This is a genomic window from Acinetobacter sp. 22512 (assembly GCF_052044755.1).
GTDB classification, from domain to species: domain Bacteria; phylum Pseudomonadota; class Gammaproteobacteria; order Pseudomonadales; family Moraxellaceae; genus Acinetobacter; species Acinetobacter pittii.
Genome location: NZ_JBQENP010000001.1, coordinates 267438 through 290363 on the forward strand (window position 1 = coordinate 267438; position 22926 = coordinate 290363).

Below are 22926 nucleotides of genomic sequence, written 5' to 3' on the forward strand. Positions count from 1 at the left end.
TTTGTATTTAATAGATTTTTCACCTAATATAAAAGTATAAATAACGTACACATTTTAATTTTATTTAATAAAAATTTTTATGCTTATAACAAGAAGGTACCTCATCATGTTGAAAAAAACATTCATCTCTTCTTTTGTTGCAATCGCTGTAGGCTTAAGTAGCTATGCTGTTGCTTGTACACGTGCCGTATATTTAGGTAATAACCAACATATTATTACCGCTCGCTCAATGGACTGGAAGGTTGATACAGGTACCAACTTATGGATTATGCCAAGCGGAGTTAGCCGTGACGGTAGTGCTGGTCCCAACTCAATAAAATGGACGTCAAAATATGGAAGTGTAATTGCTACAGGTTATGAAGTTTCAACAACAGATGGGATGAATGAAGCAGGTTTAGTTGCTAATATTTTATGGCTAGTAGAGTCTGAATACCCAAATGCAAAAAAGACAGATAAGCCTTTATTAAGTATTGCAGCATGGGCTCAATATATACTCGATAATTTTGCAACTGTAGATGAAGCCGTTAAGGCCTTAGAAAAAGAACCCTACACTATTATTACCGACAATGTTCCCGGTGAAACACGGCTCACCACTTTACATTTATCTATTTCTGATAAAACAGGTGATAGTGCAATTATTGAATATATTGGTGGAAAACAAGTGATTCACCATAGCCGAAGCTATCAAGTCATGACCAATTCACCTACTTTCGACAAACAACTTGCACTTGTTGAATATTGGAAGCAAATTGGCGGAACAATTATGCTTCCCGGTACTAACAGAGCATCTGATCGCTTTGCACGTGCATCATTTTACATTAATGCTATTCCTAAAAATGATAATACAAAACAAGCACAAGCTTCTGTATTTAGTGTGATTCGCAATGCATCTGTTCCCTATGGGTTAAATACTCAAGAAGAACCTAATATTTCCTCGACTCGTTGGCGAACTGTTGCCGACCACAAACAAATGCTCTACTTTTTTGAATCTGCCCTCTCACCAAATGTATTTTGGGTCGACTTGAAAAAGATTAACTTTAAAGATGGTAAAACACGTAGACTTGATTTAGGACCCGATCAAAGCCATATCTATGCAGGTGATGCCACCTCTTCCTTTAAAATTGCAAAACCATTTGTATTTTTAGGTCCAACTACGCGTTAATTTATGTCAAAATTTATTACTCTTAGTATAAATAATATTAAACATACGATCTTGGAATTTATATGATGAAGAAATCTCTACTCTTATTAGGTTCATGTCTACTTACTGCAGCGTGTAGCACCACACAGGTTAGTACACCAGCTCCTAAAGAGGTAAAGACAGCTGGTCAACTAAACTGCTCACCAACTGAACTATGCCCAAGCTTATTGGTTAAATGGAACGAAAATCAAAAAAATCAGCTTCGAGTAGATGTTCATTTAAGTAGTAGTTATAACTTTTATGATATTAACGCTTTGACTTTTGATATTGATGGCAAACGATTCAATTACGAACCAGCTCAAGCCACTGAAAAGACAAATGTGAGCCGATTAGTACCTAAACATTCAACCACTTACTTTGTTATTCCAAGTCAATTCCTACAAGAATTTAAAAATGCTCAAAATGTGAATGTTTTAATCAAAACAGATAAAGGAACAATCGAGCGCAATATGTATAGTCCACAAAAGCAGTCTTCGGTTTATAAAAACTTTATGCAGCTTTATCAAAATTCAAAATAAAATACAAAGATTAAGTCATGCATCTATCTAGAATTTTAGATAGATGCATTATTTTTTTAATAATAAAAATGTTTTGGCTTTGCATGCAAAAAGGCAGGAATCAACCCCGTTAAAGCCGCACGTATATCCGCACGCTCATTAATTAATTGATGAGAGCCCTCTTCAAGCATTAACAACGTTTGGAGTCTAAATTTACGACGAATAAATTCAATGTTGTAACGCCAATCAACCGTCTGATCAAGAGCACCTTGTGCAAGCCAGACTGGGATACGGCAAGCAGGTCGCTCTTCCATTTCCTGCATCCATTTTGACATTGCCAAAATCCAGTCCATACCCATCATTCGGGGTTGCAAAGGATCTTTTAAACGAATAAAACGCAAAAATTCAGGATTATGATTATTACGTCTAAAATGCCTTGGTACCTGACGCTTAATACGGCGAATAATGCCTAATCCAACGGGGTTATGCCACCACGCGGTTTTTGCAGGGCGAATTAACGGAGAAAGTAAAAGTACTCGATCTACAATCGGATCTTGGCGTTTTTCAGCATATTCTAATAAGTGATGCATCCAAATTGCTCCACCCGTACTTTGACCAATACCGACCCATGGTTTAGGTAACTGATCTGCATGTTTCACATATTGATAAACAGCCATCAAAACTTGCTGGTAATGATCAAAGTTTTTAATGCTGGCTGGTGAACCATCACTTAATCCATGCCCCGGCAAATCATAAGTAATGATACTAAAGCCCTGCTCAAGAATTTCACGAATGATTGGCTGGTAAATACCGCTATGCTCAAGATAGCCATGCAATAGACAAACTGTACCTTGTATTTTTTCTACTTTAGGTTTGAAAACTTGCACATGCAAACGGAATAAAGGCATTTGAACATAGCCTTGCCAATGGTCACATTCAAGTAAATGTAAACCATACAATTTGCGATAGGCCAGCAAATCACGAGAAGGTTCTTCTAATGTATTTAAATTAAGCGGACTCAAAACCTGCGGCGTAAGATCACGATTAGGAACCGGTAAATCTAATTGTTTTAATACGGCAGGATTGAGAAATGGAATATCTGACATTAAGGAACCTCTCGACAATCACTTGAGCCAAACAACATGTCACGAATTGTCGCAAGTAATTCATAATTTGCACGGCGGCTATGATCGTAATTTTGCACACTTGGTTGCCAACGTGTCAGTGGAGTTGGCATTGGAGCTACAACAGGAATAGTTTCTATACCATTTAAAGCAAAAAGTCGGCGTGTACGCGGCATATGATATTCATCTGTAACCAACATGACTGTTGGTGCCCCGCCTTTTTTCTGAAGCAATAAAGAGCTAAAACGGGTATTTTCACATGTATTCATACTCCGCTTTTCTAATAGCTTTGCATCAACACCGCGTTCTTTTAACCAAGCTTGCATATAAGGTGCTTCTACACCGCTAAGTACAATAGGCAGATGATTTTGTTTTTCAACTTCTAAAGTTTTTTCTAATCGCAATCGTGTATAGCCATTAACAACAATATCCTTACCATTTTTATCTAAGGTTAATCCTCCGCCCAACACAACAATTGCATAAGGCTCTGATAACTTTTTAGGTTGTACTGGTAATGGATTTTTACGCACATACTCGACTTTTTGTTCAGGTTCACTGACAGCTTTTTGATGCTCTGGTACCACAGGTTTTCTTGCTAAAAACTCTGTATATTGCTCAGTAAGCGCTTTATTTTCAGAACTATTAATAAAAAGTGCTTCGTCAACAGGACTACTCGCCTCATCTGCAGCATCAATTTCTGAGTTTTTAGCGACTAAAGGAACCGTTACAGATACGGCTTGCTCTTCCGAATCCTGTTCCTTTTCTTCTAAAAGAATAATTTGCTGCAAAGCTTTATAATTCTCTTGAATATAGGTCAGATCAGATGTTCTTTTTTCACGTAACGCTTGCTCTGTCAGTTTTAAATAGGCTTGACGAGCGATCCATAAATTCGAACCTGGCTCTAAATTATCATGCTCACTTAATGCAGCCTGTCTTTGGCTCTCAGCAGCGACTTGATTAACATCAACAGGTACAAAATAGTTAAGCCCAGCTACAATAAGTTTTGAATAAAATGGCGAATATAAAAAAACCACGAAACAGCCTAATAGTACAAATAGCACGGTGACTACTTGTACTAAACGTACCATTAAGTGTACTTTTGGCATAAAACTATTCCGTATGATTTTCAATTAAACCTAAACTGTTATAAAGCACAGGTTCTGGTTCTAACATAATATGGAAAAGCTGATCAACATCATGTTGTACAGCCTGATAAGTTTTCCTTACATCAGCTAGAGATGCATTGGCATAATTCACCAGAACTAATGCCTGTTTATGGAACATCCCTACCATATCGAGTTGCTTCCCTTTCCAACCCGCCTGATCAATTAACCATCCTGCTGCAATTTTAACGTTTCCGTTAGCTTGAGGATAATGTGGAATTGTTGAGAATTGTGTGACTAAGCGTTCAAACTCTTGAGGTTTAACAATCGGATTTTTAAAGAAACTCCCGACATTTGGATACTCTTTTGGATCAGGAAGTTTACTTTGACGAATATGGATGACCTGATTTTGTAAATTTTCGGCAGTCTGATTGTCTCCAACTGCTTGTTTCAAGTCGCCGTAGTTAAGTTTCAAATGCGGCTGTTTAAGCAATTTAAAAGTAACATGCGTGATAATGTAACGGTTTGGATCATCTTTAAAAATACTATGGCGGTAGGCGAAATGGCAGTCGGCCGCTAAAATTGTCTGAGTTTGCTTCAATTTACGGTCATACACTTGTACTGACTCAATAAACTCACCTACCTCTACCCCATATGCACCAATGTTTTGTACGGGTGAAGCACCGACTAATCCTGGAATAAGGGCTAAATTTTGCAAACCAAACCAGTTCTGTTCAGTGCTGTATAAAACAAAATCATGCCAGACTTGGCCTGCGCCTACTTTAACCCGCACAGAATCATCATCGTTTAATAAAACTTCAATTCCCTGAATATCAAGATGAATCACTAAAGCATTGATCTGCTGCGGTAATAACATATTACTACCGCCCGATAATACAAGTACATTTAACTGATGCTGCTCAGCAAACTCTAAAGCTGCTTCAATATCTTGAATATTGCCAACTTTAGTATAGTGAGAAACAGTTGCATCTAAACTTAAAGTATTGAATGGCTTAAGCTGTACTTGATTCTGAATTTGCATTGTGTTGAAAAACCTATTCTTAAACATTCAATTGTTTTTTTAAAATATTAACCCACGCCAAACTACTGGACTCACATTGATTGAGTACACGTTCAAAACCATCAGCACCGCCATAATAAGGATCAGGCAACGCTTGTTGTGGGTATTCAGGATCATGCTCACTCATTAAAGCTACTTTTGCACGAATTTGATGTGCGCCAAATTGGGAAACGGCTCTTTGCAACACGTCATGAATATCTTCAAAATTTTGATGATCCATTGCCAAAATCAAATCAAACTCTAAAAAGTCTTGAGTTGAAAGTTGTCTTGCACGTAAAGATGATAAGTCATAGCCCCTTTTCTTGGCATGCAACTGACTACGCTGATCAGGCGATTTATTGGGATGATAATTACTCGTTCCAGCTGAATCGACAACCACATTGAGTTGATGCGCGTCACAATAATGTCTGAAAACCACCTCAGCCGTGGGAGAACGGCAAATATTTCCTAAACAGACACATAACACCTTATATTGTGTTTCCATTAGAAATTACTTCCAAACATTTGAATTACATAAAAATAAACGGGATCATGCACAATCTTAACAGACTATAAGTTTATAAGAACCAAATTGACCAGCGTGACTTGTTGCATTTTGTCAAAACTCACTTGGGTTGAAAAGGAAAATAATGTTTATCAATAGATTAAAAGTTGATAAATCAGACGATAAATTAGCTAATCTTGTATTTTTGTAGTAATTAAATAAAAATAAAGCCCTAATTTATAGGGCATTACAAACATCACTTTGATGCAGTGATTAATTCAATCATTTCCTTTGTTGGTCTTAAGCTGCCTAACTGCCAATGTTCAGGAGGATGTTCATCAATTCTGATCCAAACATGTTCACGAAAAGCAGGATTTCCCTTTCCTTCTATTTCCACAAATAAATCCGTTATTCGCTTGAAAAGCTCAGCCTTACTATCTTTATCTAGTAAACCTTCTATAGTTTGTATATTTATAAATGGCATAATGCTACCTGAATTAAGGCTAGGTCTAAATTATAGACCCATACTAATTGGAGCTCCCAGTGATGTCAAATCAAATTATTCCGGATCATAAATTTCCAGTAGATGTATGTGGGATCTTCAAAATTACAGAAATATTGAATGACAGATGGACGATTCTCTTGTTAAGAGAAGCCTTCTATGGGGTAACAAAATTTAATGATTTTTTAGAAAATACAGGCATATCAAAGCAAATTTTATCTAATCGTCTAAAGCATCTCATCCAATTAGAAATATTTGAATTATCAATTTATAAAGAAGTTGGTGAGCGAGAACGTAAAGAATACTTACTCACTAAAAAAGGCAAAAGTCTAAATATTGTCTTACTCGCCATGCTTGAGTCTGGCGGTAATTTTATTGAAGCTGGTAAAGATGTGGTGAAAGTTTTTAATAAGAGTACTGATGATGAACTTAAATTAAAACTTGTTGATTCTTCTAATCAAGTTATAGATTTTAAGAATTTGGAACTTAAGCTCATTCATAGTAAAAAATAAATTTTTATAACTCAGCTACCCTGATCATAAAGTCTTCAGTATGCTTTTATAAAGAAATAAAAAAAGCCTACTCTTTCAAGTAGGCTTTCCCCTTATGACTTTTGCGCTGATCATTCAGGTTTATTGTTGTTTAAAGCAACGGAAGGATCTTACAGAAATACTTAAGAATAAAAAAGCTTATTTACTTAACTGAATGTAAGTACTCATAGGCTCCTTTTTCGTTACTCTCAAGTTTAATGACTGCATCCGTTTCATCATTTAGTGTCAGATTAAATACTTTTTCACCATCATATGAAATTTGGTGGCCCATACGAAACTCTGAATCAAGTGACTCAAGAATAATAAAATTTCCTTCGTTGTTCGAAGCGATATAGTAAGTGTTGTTCCGATGAACATATCTAATTGTGTACATCACTATTTAAATTCCACCTAAAAATTATGTTTTTTCTTAATAATAAAAAGATCCTTTTTCCCTTCTCAATCAGAAAAGATCCTACCGAAAACTAAACCCTCCCTTATTAATTATTACCCCTGATCATTTAGTATTTTTTCACCCTATACTATTAAATTGATATTACAGAAATACTTAATAATAAAAAACCCCGCCATTAGTCGATAGTTAGCGGGGTCTTTTGCGATTTAACTTTACTTTTATAGACTCATCTATCAGAGATATTTACCTCATTTCTGCAATAGAAAAATCATTTATTTTTAAAAAGCTTATCTGTCATAGTTCTATCAATTTTACTGCGACGCCCATTCTCAAAGTATCGATCAACATGGCATAGTTTTGTTTTAGTATCACAGAACACACCATTTGAGAGCGTAAACGCTGAAGTATCAAAATCACCTTGAGAGAAGGCTTTATTCGCTTTATAAGTGCCTAAGTATTTAGCTGTAAGCTTTTTAGAAACACCTTTTTTGTCAGCACAAATATATTTGTCACAAATTACACCTTTTGTAGGCGAATATACACTAGAGCTGGTTTTCGCGATTGCTGCCGAGCTAAGCATCAAACACGTACATCCCATAATACTAAGAAAAGTTTTAGAAATTTTCACTTTTTAGAACCGATAAAATTATAAATTGTTAAGGCATTATATAAATTAGAAGCTTGCCAGAAAATCTACAGATCCCTATAAATAACAAAAAGCCCACTTTTCGACGAGCGTTTAAATATCTTGGTAATCCTCACTTACATTTCGGACCCTACATTGCAAAAAAGTATTTATCTATGGGTGGCACAAGGCTTAAGAAAAGTATAGTCACGTCAGAACTACTTTATTTTAAAGTTTCTTATGCTAACTTATTCGGAGATTGAATCTTATAGAACCATTCAACAATAATGTTCAAAAATAAGGAAATAATGTATATGAGCCATTTTCAATTTCAAACTGTTCCAAATATCATCTCTGGCTTAGGCTCTATACAAGAATTACAGAATGTTTTGTCGTCAAATGCTTACCGTAAGTTATTGCTAGTCACCGATGCAGGCATGGTTAAAAATCAATTACACCACCCCATCCTGCAAATTTTAGATAACCTCAACATTGAATATGTCATCTATGCTGATGTGCAAGCTGATCCACCTGAACAAGTAGTACTAGATGCAGCCAATTACGCTAAACAGCAAAATGTTGATGCCATTATTGGTTTTGGTGGTGGTAGTTCTCTAGATGTTGCAAAAGTTATTGCTTTACTCGCCCACCCTAATCAGACCCAAAGTTTGCAAGAGATGTACGGCGTAAACCAAGTCACTACAGCTCGTCTTCCGCTTATTTTGATTCCTACTACAGCCGGTACAGGCTCAGAAGTAACGCCAATCTCAATTGTCACTACAGGTGAGACGACAAAGATGGGGATTGTCTCTCCAGTACTATACGCCGACACTGCGATTCTTGATGCTACTTTTACTCAAAACCTTCCAGCACATATTACCGCTGCAACAGGTATTGATGCGATGGTACATGCTATTGAAGCATATACCTCTAAACATAAAAAAAATATTTATACGGATATTTTAGCCAAGCATGCTTTGAAATTGTTAAACCATAACTTACCGAAAGTTCTTAAAGATGGTAACGATTTAGAAGCACGTCAAAACATGCTATTTGGTTCAATGCTCGCGGGTCAAGCCTTTGCAAACTCGCCCGTTGCTGCGGTACATGCTTTAGCTTATCCACTGGGCGGACATTTTCATTTGTCGCATGGTCATACCAACGCCCTAGTACTGGTTGAAGTATTAAAGTTTAATGCACCAAATGCAAAAAAATACTATGCAGAGCTTATGCAATGGCTTGATCCATATAGTAATGGCAGCACCGATGGTTTATGTGATCTGTTTATTGACCACATGCAGAACCATTTAGACCGTAGTGGTTTGACTTTAAGACTTAGTGATTTAGGTATTGACGAGTCCAGCTTACCTCGACTTGCTCAAGATGCCATGCTGCAAACCCGTTTACTACAAAATAACCCACGTGACATGACAGAAGCCGCTGCTTTGGCAATTTATCAGGCGATTCATTAATGACTAAACCAGTTTTAAAAACGCGTGGTCAATTTAAGTTCTTTTTGGACATTCAAACACGTTGGGCAGATAACGATATTTATGGTCATGTGAATAATGTGACTTACTATAGTTATTTTGATACAGCGGCCAATGCTTTGCTCATCCAAAAAACAGGTTTTGATATTCATAAAGCAAAAGCAATTGGGTTAGTGGTCGATTCAGCTTGTAGTTTTCTTCAGGAATTGTCATTTCCAGAAATTATTCAAGTAGGTGTTGCGATTGGTAAAATCGGTACGACTTCATTGCGTTATGAATTAGCAATCTTTAAACAAGGTCAGAACCAAGCCTCAGCTCAAGGACATTTTGTACATGTGTTTGTTGATCGCGAAACGCGTAAGACTGTGCCAATTTCCCAGACAGTTCGTGAGGTTTTAGAGAATTTCTTATTATAAAAAATGAGGCAAAAAGAAAATACACAGCTCTTTTTGCCTCATTTTAGCTTACATCATTGCAGGGTCACTAAAGGAATCTTCACCCGTTTCGACTCGACCAGCAAAACGTCGGTAATAATATGGATCACTCTGACTGGTGATTTCAAAATCATACCAATGCCCTACATCAGCTAACGCCCAATGTTGCTTAACAACCTGTCCCGCTTTTACGGTAAGTTGCAGCGGCGCATCTTGTCGATATGCACAAGGTTTTACTGTCAATATTGTATCCTTAGTACCATCATTCATAAGTTCGACATAAACATCACCATTGGCAATGTCATAGCACACTCGAATTTCAGGTTTAATACCACTATCAACAATACGTTGAGTATTCCCTTTGAAATGACGATGGTAGCCATTTGGGCCAAGTACCCATAGGTCATAACGGCCCAAGTTATCTTTTAAAGCGTCCCATTCATCATCTAAAGTTTTATTCGGCTCAACAATATAACGCTTTGGAATACGGTCTAAGTTGAGCTTGTCATATACATGGAAAACAGCTGCTTGCTGACCTGTATTAGAGAAAATCAATTGCACTTTACCATCAGTATTACAGCGCGCGCTGGTGTGCAGTTCGTAAGGTAGTGCACGCGACAGACGTATGCCACTTTGCTGAATCGGTAACTTAATATCCGTTGGTACAGGCACAGCTGGCAAAGCTTCTTGATATTCTCTTAACTCATCGGCCTGCACACGTGTTTGTTTACCATTCAGCTGCGGTAAAACATCTGCATTTGGTGTTTTAAAATTAAATGCACTAGTTAAATCGCCACATACCGCACGGCGGTATGGACTGATATTCGGCTCTTTCACACCAAAACGTTTTTCTAAAAACATGAGCACAGAAGTATGATCAAACACTTGAGAGTTCACCCAACCACCACGGCTCCATGGGGAAATCACATATAACGGAACACGAGGGCCTGGTCCATAAACTCGTCCATCAGGTGTAGGCTGTGAATGACTTCCCTCAGGTGCAGCATGATCAAAATATTCGTCCTGCATATCGGCACTACTTAATGTCGATTTACCTGCGTACTGGCCATTTTTGAGTCGAGATGGCGCTGATGGCGACGGCACATGGTCAAAGTAACCATCATTTTCATCGAAATTGATAATGAGTGCTGTTTTACTCCAAACCTCTGGCACGGCAGTTAAAGCATCAATAATTTCTTGAATAAACCAAGCCCCTTGAACTGGGCTTGAAGGGTCTGGATGTTCGCAATAAATCGATGGCGCGTTAATCCAAGAGACTTGAGGTAATTTACCTTCCCGAATGTCGCGTTTAAAAGCGTCAAGATATTCTTCTGGTTTATTGCCCGGTAGCGTATTTGCAATGCCCTTATATAATGGATTTTTGGCATTATCCGTTGCAGCATCATAGGCTTTATAAGGTAGTTTTTGACCCGTATCCGCATACGGTTTATTCGGTTCTCCGCCACTTGCAACCGGATAACCAGAAGCAATGTTCGCCTTTCTAAATGAACGAAATGCCCCAAGCATGTTATCGCCCCATTCATCCGGCATATTTTGATAACAAATCCAACTTACCCCTGCTTCTTCTAAGCGTTCGGCATAAGTTTTCCATGTATAACCACGGTCTGCCGTCGCCGGGTTACCATCAATCCAGTCCCACTCATTGTTTACAAACGAACGCTTGGTCGGTGTTGCACCATTTGTACCAGTTAAATGATAAGAACGGTTTGCATCTGTTCCAGTGTGCATAGAGCAATGGTAGGCATCACAAATCGTAAAAGCATTTGCAAGCGCAAACTGATATGGAATTTCTTTTTCTTTAAAATAACCCATTGAGATATCAGTTTTATGAGTTGGCCAGTTCGCCATACGCCCATTGTCCCAAGCCAGCTGACTGTCGTTCCAAGTATGTGGCGTACCATCTGCACGCTGTGCATTATTGGCTGTACCATCTAAGTGAAAAGGCGTTAAAACTTGCCCATTACTTCTAAGCTGCTCCCACACACGGCGGCCACTTGGCAGTGGAATTGTAAAACGGTCAGCAAAACCTCGAACACCTTTTAACGTTCCAAAGTAATGATCAAAAGATCGGTTTTCCTGCATTAAAATAATAACGTGTTCGACATCCTGAATGGTGCCAGTTTTATTGTTTGCAGGAATTGCTAAAGCTTTTTGAATACTAGATGGGAAAGCTGCCAATGCCGCAGCACCAAAACCCATATTTAAAGAATAATTTAAAAATTTACGACGTGTAATCATGATCAGGTTCTTTTTATTATTTAAGTTTATGGAGCACAGCGCATTACAGGCTTTTTACCTGTTTCTGGTGTATTTGAATTATCATTTGCCGAGTCGTTACAACCACTCAGCAGAATCGCGCCGATTAATAAAAAATATGAATATTTAAAACTATTTATTCCAGTGGATTGCCTTTTCATGACGATATATAGTCCATTTAAAATCTAAAATGGCTAACATAGAAAAGTACAATGACAGTGACATGACCCAAATATTTCAATCCAGTGAAAAATATGAAAAGTCTATTATTTTCATATTCTGCACCAGATCAAAAATCAGATGAATTTAAGGCTTTAATTGAATATTTTGTAGTTCACCATCAAAAGTTTCTATGAGACTCTTAATCACGAGCTGTTGCTGTAATAGCTCAACTGCTCTATGAAAGGCTTTTTCTTTACGTGCACTTTGAATGGTATAAGGGGTAGATGTATTCAAAACACCATATTCAACTGTAAATTGAGTATTCGGCCATTGCTCATTTAATGCATCAATAAGGCCTTGTTGTAATTGGGTCAGCATATTTTCATATTCTTGAGGAATATGGAAAATAGTATTGCCACCAATTTCACCAATCATCACACCATGTTGAGCAAGTTCTTGAACGGCTGGAGAAAGCTGACTATTTCTAAACCAATATTCCCACTTTTCGAGTGTCCACTCACCTTCCAAAACTTGAGGAGAAAGCTTCAAGATATCTTGAGGCATCAACTGACCGTTATCAGTTGCACTAGGCTCTTTTACAACGGCAACTGTTTCAACAACTTCAGCCTGCACCAATGATTGCTGCTCAACAACAGGTTCAGAAGACAAATCAGGAGTTATAGGCGCATCTTGACCAAGGGAAAATTCAGCGCTAGGCGTTTCAAATAAACCCATAGGTTCAGCAGTGAAAGCTGGTTCAGGTTCAATATTTTTAGTTTGTGTTTCTGCCTGAACTTGTACCAACTTTTGTTCTGGTACAGGAATGAAATCTTCCTCTAGAACACTAACAGTCTCTTGAACAGAAGCTGACTCAAACCCAATCAACTCATGATAATTTGGGTCAAATACCATTAAATCCTGATTAGACTTTGGTTCAGGTTCAGGTTCAGGTTCAGGTTCAGGTTCAGGTTCAGGTTCAGGTTCAGGTTCAACCATAGCGGGCTGGTTAATAACTTCAACAGGTTGAACCGTATTTACTGGAGTAATCTCTTGGACTGTTGGCTGAGCTTGTGAATTTAGACCTACTTCTGCTTGTCCATTTTGTTGAACAGGCTCTGACACCACAATTTCATTTGGTGCTAAAGGACGGAATGCCAACAAGCGTAAAACACACATTTCAAAACCTTGCTCTTGCGTCACGGCAAGTTGCAAGTCTGAACGTCCTTTACATGCGATTTGGTAATAAAGCTGTAAATCTTGAGCAGAAATCAACTTAGACAGTTGCATGATTTTGCGATTGATTTCATCGCTATATTTCAAACTCAAATCAGGTAGATATTGCAAAATTGCCAATTCATGCAATGTCGAAATCAACTGATCAAGCACCAGTGAAACATCTAACGCTTGATGTCTAAATTGCAATAAAAGCTGACTAACTTTCTCACGTTGGTTCTGATGAATCGCTAAAATCAAATCATAAATAATTGTACGATCAATCAAGCCAAGCATTTCTTTAACATCTTGATGATGTACAGAACCTTGACCATAAGCAATCGCTTGGTCAGTTAAAGATAGTGCATCACGCAGTGAACCTTGAGCAGATTCAGCAATTTGCCAAATTGCATCCTGATCAGCATTAATTTGCTCTTTTTCAAGAATAGCGCCAAGATGCTTGGTAATTTCATCAACGGCTAAAGGTCGTAGAGTAAATTGCAAACAACGTGAAATGACTGTAATCGGTAGCTTTTGTGGGTCAGTCGTGGCAAACAGAAATTTAACGTGTTCAGGTGGTTCTTCTAGTGTTTTTAATAACGCATTAAAAGAATGCGTCGATAGCATATGTACTTCGTCAATCAGGTAAACCTTAAAACGTCCTTGCGTTGGCGCATAAGGAACGTTGTCTAAAAGTTCACGTGTATCTTCTACTTTTGTTCTTGAAGCAGCATCAATTTCGATCAGGTCAATAAAACGGCCTTCGTTTACCGCTTTACACGTTGCGCAGACTTCACATGGTGTAGAAGTTACACCCGTTTCGCAGTTCAAACACTTGGCTAAAATACGTGCAATTGTAGTTTTACCTACACCACGCGTTCCTGTAAATAAATAAGCATGGTGAAGACGACCGCGTTCCAATGCACTACTTAATGCACGAGAAACATGGTTTTGCCCCACTAACTCATTGAAATTACGTGGACGGTATTTTCTAGCAAGTACTTGATACATGTATGCTCCTTGTTACAGGCATAAGCATACTTTGTTTTTAAAAGAGTGTGAACGCATAAAGCTCATATCCGTACAGATAAACTGCGAACTGACTTCTTTTCTCTACCAGAACCGTTTATTTGTCTAAGGATGATCATGGTGTAACTCCTGATCTGTAACACCCTCATCCATCCTTTGCACGAGTCCCACACCATCCTTAATTTCAGCCGAATAATTTCCCTTCTCGGTAAAAATTTGCATGATCGTATAATGGTCTTTTTGACTTTGAGTAATGGTAAAGAAATTCTGATTCGGATCGCCCTGATCAAATTTACCGGTCCACCGAACAATATCTTGGTCAACAGGTTCGATTTCTACAATTTTACCCGTGCGATTAATGCCATATTCCAACATTTGGAACTTAACAGTGTCACCCACTTTTTTAAGTTCAATCACATTTGGATCATATTTAATGACCATACCTTCTGCATTTTTAATTAGTGGAAAATTAACATTAGAAGGCAGTTGATCCTTTTCTATTTCATTAAAAACAATCTGTTGCTGAGACAATCTTTCTTTTTCGGACGAACTCAAATTCAGTATATTTTGACGAGCAAATTCATTCTGATTATCTGCCAGTTTTTGCCCACTCCCTTGCCCATTTTCTGAAGACGATGTTAAAGCAGAAGAGCTTTGCTGTGAAAAGGCAAACCAGATTAAAACTGCTAACGCCACACAAGCGATAGCAGTTCCTATTAACAATTTATTTTTCTTCATTATTTACAGCTAAAAATAGAGATTAGTTATATAGAGAAATTTTCTGTGCATTCAGATTAATGACACTGACCGCATCAATTTTTCCTTCTACACCTAAACGTACACCATATTTAGGGTTATATAGATAGGGACTCGAATAAAAATTAATGTTATTACCACCCATTGCAGTACTTCCTAAAGGATGAGCAAAGCCTGAACCAATATTGGTTGAGCCATTATGGTATAGGCCAAGATTATGCCCAACTTCATGACGCATAGCAGCGAAAGAACAACCTGCAATATCATTTGCACCAATCATGTTATATGCAGAAGCATTAATCCAAGCCCAACCACAACCACCATCACCAGGTTCATTACCTTGATAATAAACACCGTCTGCCAATACACGTTTACGCTCATTTTGTACCGTGGTGTCATCTCGTCCAGACGAGATTGCTTCTTTTAAAGTGGTAGCAGGGATTTTATAAGTTAGATAACCTACATCTCTTAAATAAAAACGTGCATTCGAATTTTCAGCAGTTAAATTCGTTAAATTTACGCCTTCAATCATTCTAAGTTTTGCAGCGCTCTCTCCTAAAATTGAGTTTACCTCTGGGCTAGAAACCAACAACATATCAATTGTATAACTATCTACTGTCCAGCCTTGAGCGGTGTATATAAAACGGCGATTTTCACCATTTTTAATTGCGGTAGACAAGCCATTAGCAGCATTAATATAGGTGTCTGCCGATGCATTTGACACAATAACAACTTTATCGCCGACTTGAGCTTTAGCAGGTAGTTGTAAGGTTGGCTGCCAATTTGAGGTAGAAAGTTTTACCTTTAAAGTAGGCTGAGTCATATTCGGTAAAGTTGCAGGGATTGTTGCGGCTGAATCAATCACCTTTGTAGGTGAAGAGATCAATTGCCAATATCCTTTGTCGCTTACATACATAAACTCATATTGATCGCCTGTTTTAAGCGTTAAAGTCGCTTGGCTATTAATATTAGTATTATTAATTTTTGCAGACCAAGTCGCTGTAGACTTGATAATAATTCTATCCCGATCACTTGCAGTGGTAGGCAAAGTGAAATTGGAAACCCAGTTTCCATCTCCAAATGAAATTTCTGTAAGTGGACTATTAACTGTCGCTAATGACGTTCCAATTTGCTGAACATTTAGCTTCTGTGGTTTTATATATTCTGGAACCCATTTTCCTAAAGCAGAATAATATTTAAACCAATATTCAGATCCATTTTTTAATATAAAACTGCTCGGGAATAGTAAATTTGTTTTATCAATGTCCGAACTTGCACTTGCTGTAGAAACAACTTGTACGGTTGTTCCATCACGTACATCACTCGGTAATGCTATGGTTTGTGCCCATTTGTCATTTTGAATAAGTACTTTTTGCATTGATGCAGTTGTTAATGGAACGACTTCATAGGTCGCACCATTAGTAGGACTCACTGTCGCTAACTGAGCGATCCATTTATTTTGACTACTATTAAAGATGAATTGGTAAACATCACCACTATTTATCTTTAAAACCTCTAACGGAATATTGATATTAGAAGTATCTAGATAACTACTATAGGCAGCACTAGAACGAATTGTAATTTTGTCCAAATTATTAGCACTTGTGGGTAAAGTGAGGTTTTTGACCCAATTCCCATTTGCTAGATTAAATTCTAAATCTGAATAACCGGATGGAATTGATCCACTATTATTATTCTGATTTGGTGAAAGTACAGTTGCGGCATATACAAGTGAAGACGCAACAATTGCTCCAATAATGAGTGATGTTTTTAATTTAAAATTCACAGCAGCCTCTTTTATTTGTTTTTAGATTTTTCGAATAGCAGGTTAGCAAACTATTTTTACACAGTCAATTTCACAAAAATTAATTTTTCATTAAATTTCAATTACATGACTACTGAATCATTTTGAAATAAAAATATGAACCTTTTTAAAGAATAGTTTATTTATGAGAATTAAATAACCAATTTTTAATATGTAGAAAATATTAAAAAGATATTTAAGGATAAAAAGAAAGGTAGTGTCTCTTTTTATCCTTTAATTTTAATTTACTTTCTTTGGAAAACTCAACCAGACAAATACAGTTAAAAGGAAGAAACAAATAGCTGAAATGGTAAGCACCCAACTATGCGCATAGCTAAAAGCTTGCTGTGCAACTGCAATTAATTGTCCTCCCAAAGGATTTTCAAGGTTAGATGCTAATTGCATGGTTTCTCCAATCGAGATACTCGCTTTTTCAATTAAGTCCGTTGGAAGCTGTTCTGGCAAAATAATTGAACGACTATAAAACCAAGATAACATTAACCCAAATATAGCAACGCCCAAACCAGCCCCAAGTTCATAGGCCATGCCTTCAATCGCACCTGCTGCACTCGCCTTTTGCGGAGGTACAGATGACATAATGGCGGCAGTTGAAGCCAGTAAGGCAATTTCAATGCTAAAGCCTAAAAAGACCATACATGTCCATGCTAAAAAGTGGTCGGTTGAAAAGTTGAGCTGGGCAAGCCCCCATAGACTAAATCCACTTATTAAAATACCAACAGTAGATACAAGTCTAAGCCCCCATTTATTTAAACAAATTCCAGCTAATGGACCACCTAAACTAATCGCGATCATGAATGGAATAATAAACATTGCTGCCTGTAATGGAGAAAAACCATGTACAAACTGCAACTCTTGAGACAAAAGTAATTCAAAGCCAACCAAAGCAATCATGGAAACAACAGCCATGACAATGCTGGTAGAAATCACTGGATGTTTAAACAATTCCAAATCAATCATTGGCGTCGTAGCTCTTTTTTGGCTTCGAATGAAGTGGATTAAAGTACTTATACCAATTACAAACATCACGACTGTAAGTACCGAGAAGTTATACATTGCCGATTTGATTGAATAGATCAGGCTTAAAATGGCTACAACCAAGATTAAAGCTTGTCCTAAATTAATTGGCTGATCAGTCTTCTCTTGTTGTTTAGGAATGATCATTACAATCATAACCAGAACCACTAAAATAATCGGGATATTGATAAGGAATACAGCTCCCCAATGGAAGTGTTCTAGTACAAATCCACCAACCAATGGACCAAAAGCTGCTCCGCCACCACCCACTGTAGACCAAAGACCAAGTGCAAAATTTCTCTGCTTTTCTTCGGTAAAGGCATTACGGATGCCGGATAAAGTGGCAGGAATAAGCATAGCTGCCCCTAGCCCTAAGACAGCACGAGAAGCAATTAAGGCATAGGCAGTTGGAGAAAAAGCCGCAGCTAACGAACCCACACCAAAAACTGCGGTTCCTATAAATAATAATTTTTTAAAGCCGATACGATCACCGAGTGCACCCATTGGCAAAATCAAACCCGCCATAATCAGTGAATAAATATCAATAACCCATAAAAGCTGATTGGCAGTTAAATTCAATGCTGCACTTAAAGATGGTGTTGCAACATGCATCACCGTTGCATCAATCGTAACCGGTAAATAAATAAGGACGATAATTGTCAGGATTAACCATTTTTTTTGCATAACGCTCTTCAATATCCAAAACTTGGACATGTGTTCAAATTATGGTTATTATATACACAATTGGACACTTGTCCAACTTTTAGTTTTAATGTAATTTATGTCAAATTGATTCAGATGAAAAAACATGGCCTATCTTAATCGCGATCAACGCAGAGAAATGATTCTGCAAGCTGCCATGCAAGTTGCTTTGGCTGAAGGTTTTACAGCCATGACGGTACGTAGAATCGCAACAGAAGCACAAACCTCTACCGGACAAGTTCACCACCACTTTTCTTCGGCATCTCATTTAAAAGCTGAAGCTTTTTTAAAGCTGATGGAACAGCTCGATGAAATTGAACAAACTCTCCAAACAACCAGCCAATTTCAAAGACTCTTCATCCTATTGGGTGCAGAAAATATCGACAAACTTCAGCCCTACTTACGTTTATGGAATGAAGCTGAACTATTGATTGAGCAAGATGCAGAAATACAAAAGGCTTATAACCTTGCCATGCAAAGTTGGCATGAAACAATTGTGCAAGCGATTGAGTGTGGCCAAAAAGAAGGTGAATTTAAAAACAGATCAAATTCCACAGACATTGCATGGCGACTCATTGCCTTTGTTTGCGGCTTAGAAGGTATTTATAAACTTGGTTTACATGGTTTAGCTGAAGAAGACTTCAAGCGCCATACCGAAGCGATTATTCGCCTAGAATTATTATAAATGTTGAGCTGGCATTGATTAGAATGCCAGCTTTAAAATACTAAAATTAGAACCAGCCTTTACGACCTTTTAAAATTTGGTCGATGCAACGTAAGGCTTCTTGGGTCAGCCCCCACAAACGATAATCGCCTGTAATTGAACCAATCTGGAAGTTATGGGTATAGGCAAAGCTAAGATCACGCTCAGGATCGCACCACGCTCCTGAACCATTGTAACCAATATGCCCAAAACCATTTTTTGCACGTTTGCCCATGGTAATAATACGGTGATATCCTAAGCGCCAATTCATCGGTATTGGCATGACACGATCACGTGCATAACTTTGAATAGTACTAAGTTCTTTAAATACTTCTGGGCGAATAAGTTGCTGTCCATCCCATTCACCTTGATTTGCTAGCATCGCATAAATTTTAGCAAGACTATTTGCAGTAAATGTGCCGTTTGCTGCTGGAATGACTGCTTGCAACCCCTCGTCACTAAAGAAACTAAGATGTTTCATTCCTTTTGGAATCATGGCATCTTGAAAGTCTTGAGGGTCTTGTCCAGTCCACGTAATCATTTTTTCAGAGAGTGAACTCTTGCGCGTCTGTGGCTTTTTAGGTTTTTCAACTTGAGTAGACGCTGGTTTTTTTGGTTTTGGTTGAATAATTAAACGTGCTACACGATCCAACTCATTTTCAGGCGTCCCAAAATAAGCACCGTCTAACTGCAACGGTTCAACAAGATATTTTTGCATGAGCTGATCTAAAGATTGACCAGTTGCTTTTTCAAGTACACCACCCACAAGCCAACCAAATGTTAAAGCTTGATAAGCATTACCCTCTCCTGCAAGAAATCTTGGCTTAGTCGCCGCGACCACATCTAACATATGTGACCAGTCGAGCATTTCTCGCGCACTTTCGATGATATTTCGCACATCAAACATGCCGCTTTGATGGCTGAGCACATGACGCAATGTCATTTGCTCTTTTCCATTTTGAGCAAACTCAGGCCAATAAGTCGAAATTGGTTTGTCGTATTCTAAAAAACCTTCACTTACTAAAATATGCGCTAAAGTTGCAAGTATGCCCTTACCTGTAGAATAGCAGACTGCCAATGTGTCAGGTTGCCAAGCTTCAGTTTGTGATTTTAGACCGGTGTAGATATCTACAACTTTCTGACCTCTAAAATAAACCGCTAAAGCAGCTCCACCTTGTCCTGTTCTAGCATCTTGAAGACGGCTAAACTGGTGAGCTAAATCAATAAAACGTTCATCTAAAATACCGTGATAGTTATGGGTATCGGCCAGTAAAATTTCTTTAATCACATGGAGTTCCTTGCATTTTTTGTTATTTTGCTCAAAAGCAGCCCAAACCTCTGTTCAGGCTGCTGATATTTTTATAATGCTTTTACAGTTCCTGCAACATGTGGTTTTTGTGATTTGGCATTACGAATCAAGAAATCAGTCTTTTTATCTGCATTTGCAGTTAAAAACTCAACTTTTGACGGTAAGAACATTGGTAGCTTAAACCATACATCTGCTTCATAAGCATTTGGTAATTCAAGGTTTGCTAATGCTTTAGCTTTGCTCCACATACCATGCGCAATGGCTTGCTTAAAGCCAAATGCTTTTGCAGTGATGGCATGAATATGAATTAAGTTAAAATCACCAGACACTTTCGCATAACGGCGGCCTGTGTTTTCTAAAATATTCCACTCTGCCTTTGGAACATAAGCTGGTGCTTGTTCTTCTTTGACTTTCTCACCTACTCTTTTCTCAACTTTTTGGCGAGATAAATAAGTCGTTAAGCCTTCCATCACCACTTCATTGCCAACTTTTGCCGTGGTAATAAAGTCGAACTGAGCACCTTTATCATGCGGTTTTAGTTCCCCAAATTTACATGACAAAGTTAATTTTTCAGTCACAGCAATTGGTCTGGTCTGTTTAATCTGGTTACGAATATGGACTAAACCTAAAATTGGAAATGGGAATGCTTCTGCCGTCATCATGTGCATTTGCAAACTTTGAGAAAGCACCGCTAAATAAATTGCTGGTACAAAGCCATTATTTTGAAAGCCACATACTTCGTTATAAGCTTTGAGGTGGTTCTGATCAATTTCTAGGGTATCTACCACATATTCAACTTGCGGTAATATTTTTGGGCCTTTCGGCTTTTTAAAAATTAAACCTTGCACTACTTTTGGATAAGCCAATGCCGCTTTTGGTAGCTGGCTAAAATGACGAGTATTCATACCTAACCTTTTATAATTTATAGATTCTTGAATAAAAAAGGGATGCACAAGCACCCCTATTTAGCTAAAAGTGCTTAAGCGCCCAACAAGCTTTGACCACATACACGCACAACGTTGCCATTTACCCCTGTAGAAGCAGTTGATGCAAACCATGCAATTGTTTCTGCTACATCAACAGGTAAACCACCTTGTTGCATTGAGTTCATACGGCGACCAGCTTCACGAATTGCAAATGGAATTGCCGCAGTCATTTGAGTTTCGATAAAGCCGGGTGCTACTGCGTTAATGGTAATACCATTTTTTAAGATAGGCGCAGTAAATTTCACTAGACCAATCACACCTGCTTTCGACGCAGCATAGTTTGTTTGACCAAGATTACCCGCAATACCACTAATTGATGATACACAAACAATACGGCCATTTGCATTTAGACCATCGTTTTCTAACAAGTAGTCATTTACGCGTTCAGCAGCAGACAAGTTAATATTAATTACCAAATCCCAAAGCTCTGGCTTCATGTTTGCCAAAGTTTTGTCACGTGTAATACCTGCGTTATGAACGATAATATCTAAACCGCCTTGTTTTGCAGCAGCAGTTTTAATTTTTTCGCCCGCATCCGCAGCTGTAATGTCAATTGCCAATGTAGAACCGCCAATATCAGCCGCTACACGGTCAAGGTCAGCCTGTTGTTGTGGTACATCTAGACAAATAACATGCGCACCGTCACGCGCCAACACATGTGCAATCGCCTCACCAATACCACGGCTTGCACCAGTTACTAACGCAGTTTTTCCAGCAAGTGGTTTTGCCCAATCAACATCAACTACATCTGCTTTAGATACACGAATCACTTGACCAGATACATAAGCTGAACGTGGAGAAAGTAAGAAACGTAATGTTGATTCAAGGTTTGCAGCAGCACCTTCGTCTACATATACAACTTGAGCAGTAATACCCTTTTTAAATTCTTTACCTACAGATTTGATAAAGCCTTCAAGTGCACGCTGAGCAATCGCCTGTTTTACAGTTTTTGCAGTTTCAGGAGTTGTACCAATCACAATCACTCGACCAGAAGTCGCAACTTGACGTGCAATCGGGTTAAAGAATTTATAAAGTTCATTTAACTGTTCTGAGTTTTGAATACCAGATGCATCAAATACAACTGCTTTGAATTTTGATTCTTTATCGCCTGCATTGAATGGACGTAAATTTAAACCAACTTTTGCAGCTTCTTGTTGCAAAGCAACGTTATTGCCTACATAGCTATCTGCATGAACATTGCTAAGTACTTGTGCAATCGCACCAGACAATACACTTGACGGCGCTGCGCCAACCAATACTGCACCATTCACTACTGGCTGAGCACTTTCAAAACGCTCTAATACAACTGGCGATGGTAAACCCAGATTTTTAACAACGAATTTACCAATAGGAGATTGTGTAAATGCTTGGTATTGATCAGTCATGATTATTATCTCTCAAAGAAATGAATTTTCTACGACAGGCTTCATTATGTTATGAGATGGATAGAAACAATATGAAAGCA

22 protein-coding genes are annotated in these 22926 nt (G+C 38.0%); 6 read left to right on the forward strand and 16 right to left on the reverse strand.

The features are described 5' to 3' along the window. Positions 1 to 106 precede the first annotated feature (106 nt). Both ACTJJG_RS01290 and ACTJJG_RS01295 read left to right on the forward strand, forming a co-directional pair. A complete protein-coding gene (locus ACTJJG_RS01290; protein ID WP_002115231.1) occupies positions 107 to 1162 on the forward strand; it encodes a linear amide C-N hydrolase in 1056 nt (351 codons plus the stop codon). A gap of 62 nt (positions 1163 to 1224) precedes the next feature. Then, positions 1225 to 1719 (forward strand): hypothetical protein, encoded by a 495-nt coding sequence (locus ACTJJG_RS01295; RefSeq protein ID WP_002115218.1) that lies wholly within the window; start codon positions 1225 to 1227, stop codon positions 1717 to 1719. 56 nt (positions 1720 to 1775) lie between these two features. Here ACTJJG_RS01295 and ACTJJG_RS01300 read toward each other — a convergent pair whose 3' ends face one another. The 5 genes from ACTJJG_RS01300 to ACTJJG_RS01320 all read right to left on the reverse strand — a co-directional run bounded on the left by ACTJJG_RS01300 (position 1776) and on the right by ACTJJG_RS01320 (position 5974). After that, on the reverse strand, positions 1776 to 2804 hold the full coding sequence (locus ACTJJG_RS01300) for an alpha/beta hydrolase (RefSeq protein WP_002115207.1): 1029 nt from the start codon (positions 2802 to 2804) through the stop codon (positions 1776 to 1778). Continuing rightward, the gene (locus ACTJJG_RS01305; protein ID WP_032055804.1) at positions 2804 to 3928 is read right to left on the reverse strand and encodes a YdcF family protein; all 1125 of its coding nucleotides are present in this window, start codon (positions 3926 to 3928) and stop codon (positions 2804 to 2806) included. The genes ACTJJG_RS01300 and ACTJJG_RS01305 overlap by 1 nt, the downstream gene beginning before the upstream one ends. A 4-nt stretch (positions 3929 to 3932) precedes the next feature. Continuing rightward, positions 3933 to 4967 carry a UDP-N-acetylmuramate dehydrogenase gene (gene murB, locus ACTJJG_RS01310; RefSeq protein WP_032055802.1) on the reverse strand — a complete coding sequence of 345 codons (1035 nt, stop codon included), beginning with the start codon at positions 4965 to 4967 and terminating at the stop codon, positions 3933 to 3935. Between the two features lie 19 nt (positions 4968 to 4986). After that, positions 4987 to 5490 (reverse strand): low molecular weight protein-tyrosine-phosphatase, encoded by a 504-nt coding sequence (locus ACTJJG_RS01315; protein ID WP_032005952.1) that lies wholly within the window; start codon positions 5488 to 5490, stop codon positions 4987 to 4989. Between the two features lie 256 nt (positions 5491 to 5746). Continuing rightward, entirely contained in the window at positions 5747 to 5974 is a 228-nt protein-coding gene (locus tag ACTJJG_RS01320; protein ID WP_002115197.1) for a tautomerase family protein, read from the reverse strand. A gap of 62 nt (positions 5975 to 6036) precedes the next feature. Here ACTJJG_RS01320 and ACTJJG_RS01325 point away from each other — a divergent pair, with 62 nt between their 5' ends. Then, entirely contained in the window at positions 6037 to 6504 is a 468-nt protein-coding gene (locus tag ACTJJG_RS01325; protein WP_017480922.1) for a winged helix-turn-helix transcriptional regulator, read from the forward strand. Positions 6505 to 6685: 181 nt separating this feature from the next. Here ACTJJG_RS01325 and ACTJJG_RS01330 read toward each other — a convergent pair whose 3' ends face one another. Beyond that, on the reverse strand, positions 6686 to 6916 hold the full coding sequence (locus ACTJJG_RS01330) for a hypothetical protein (RefSeq protein ID WP_005068773.1): 231 nt from the start codon (positions 6914 to 6916) through the stop codon (positions 6686 to 6688). Between the two features lie 289 nt (positions 6917 to 7205). After that, positions 7206 to 7535 carry a YcgJ family protein gene (locus ACTJJG_RS01335; RefSeq protein ID WP_185126873.1) on the reverse strand — a complete coding sequence of 110 codons (330 nt, stop codon included), beginning with the start codon at positions 7533 to 7535 and terminating at the stop codon, positions 7206 to 7208. A gap of 341 nt (positions 7536 to 7876) precedes the next feature. On the opposite strand from ACTJJG_RS01335, the gene ACTJJG_RS01340 reads away from it, so the two are divergent. Both ACTJJG_RS01340 and ACTJJG_RS01345 read left to right on the forward strand, forming a co-directional pair. After that, complete coding sequence (locus ACTJJG_RS01340) at positions 7877 to 9034, forward strand: iron-containing alcohol dehydrogenase (protein WP_032055798.1); 1158 nt, start codon at positions 7877 to 7879, stop codon at positions 9032 to 9034. Then, entirely contained in the window at positions 9034 to 9468 is a 435-nt protein-coding gene (locus ACTJJG_RS01345) for an acyl-CoA thioesterase (protein ID WP_372552706.1), read from the forward strand. The genes ACTJJG_RS01340 and ACTJJG_RS01345 overlap by 1 nt, the downstream gene beginning before the upstream one ends. Positions 9469 to 9516: 48 nt before the next feature. Here ACTJJG_RS01345 and ACTJJG_RS01350 read toward each other — a convergent pair whose 3' ends face one another. The 6 genes from ACTJJG_RS01350 to amvA all read right to left on the reverse strand — a co-directional run bounded on the left by ACTJJG_RS01350 (position 9517) and on the right by amvA (position 18445). After that, positions 9517 to 11745 carry a phosphocholine-specific phospholipase C gene (locus ACTJJG_RS01350; RefSeq protein ID WP_032063416.1) on the reverse strand — a complete coding sequence of 743 codons (2229 nt, stop codon included), beginning with the start codon at positions 11743 to 11745 and terminating at the stop codon, positions 9517 to 9519. Between the two features lie 26 nt (positions 11746 to 11771). Next, positions 11772 to 11924 carry a hypothetical protein gene (locus tag ACTJJG_RS01355; RefSeq protein ID WP_155394911.1) on the reverse strand — a complete coding sequence of 51 codons (153 nt, stop codon included), beginning with the start codon at positions 11922 to 11924 and terminating at the stop codon, positions 11772 to 11774. Positions 11925 to 12069: 145 nt separating this feature from the next. Continuing rightward, positions 12070 to 14148: a DNA polymerase III subunit gamma/tau gene (locus tag ACTJJG_RS01360; RefSeq protein ID WP_069120569.1), complete on the reverse strand. Its 2079-nt coding sequence runs from the start codon at positions 14146 to 14148 to the stop codon at positions 12070 to 12072. Positions 14149 to 14271: 123 nt separating this feature from the next. Beyond that, complete coding sequence (gene cpaB, locus ACTJJG_RS01365; protein WP_032055791.1) at positions 14272 to 14904, reverse strand: metalloprotease secretion chaperone CpaB; 633 nt, start codon at positions 14902 to 14904, stop codon at positions 14272 to 14274. A gap of 22 nt (positions 14905 to 14926) precedes the next feature. Beyond that, positions 14927 to 16708 carry a metalloendopeptidase CpaA gene (gene cpaA / locus ACTJJG_RS01370; RefSeq protein ID WP_069120570.1) on the reverse strand — a complete coding sequence of 594 codons (1782 nt, stop codon included), beginning with the start codon at positions 16706 to 16708 and terminating at the stop codon, positions 14927 to 14929. Positions 16709 to 16966: 258 nt separating this feature from the next. Further along, positions 16967 to 18445, reverse strand: coding sequence for a multidrug efflux MFS transporter AmvA (amvA, locus tag ACTJJG_RS01375; protein WP_069120573.1), 1479 nt, complete (start codon positions 18443 to 18445; stop codon positions 16967 to 16969). 124 nt (positions 18446 to 18569) lie between these two features. Between amvA and ACTJJG_RS01380 the strand changes: the two genes are divergently transcribed. Further along, positions 18570 to 19148, forward strand: a complete 579-nt coding sequence (locus tag ACTJJG_RS01380; RefSeq protein WP_016145712.1) for a TetR family transcriptional regulator — start codon at positions 18570 to 18572, stop codon at positions 19146 to 19148. A gap of 46 nt (positions 19149 to 19194) precedes the next feature. Here ACTJJG_RS01380 and ACTJJG_RS01385 read toward each other — a convergent pair whose 3' ends face one another. From ACTJJG_RS01385 to ACTJJG_RS01395, 3 genes are all read right to left on the reverse strand, one after another. Further along, positions 19195 to 20454 carry a serine hydrolase domain-containing protein gene (locus ACTJJG_RS01385; protein ID WP_032063421.1) on the reverse strand — a complete coding sequence of 420 codons (1260 nt, stop codon included), beginning with the start codon at positions 20452 to 20454 and terminating at the stop codon, positions 19195 to 19197. 71 nt (positions 20455 to 20525) lie between these two features. After that, positions 20526 to 21380, reverse strand: a complete 855-nt coding sequence (locus ACTJJG_RS01390; protein WP_032055783.1) for a MaoC family dehydratase — start codon at positions 21378 to 21380, stop codon at positions 20526 to 20528. Between the two features lie 74 nt (positions 21381 to 21454). Further along, positions 21455 to 22846 carry a 3-oxoacyl-ACP reductase gene (locus tag ACTJJG_RS01395; RefSeq protein ID WP_019767650.1) on the reverse strand — a complete coding sequence of 464 codons (1392 nt, stop codon included), beginning with the start codon at positions 22844 to 22846 and terminating at the stop codon, positions 21455 to 21457. Positions 22847 to 22926 lie beyond the last annotated feature (80 nt).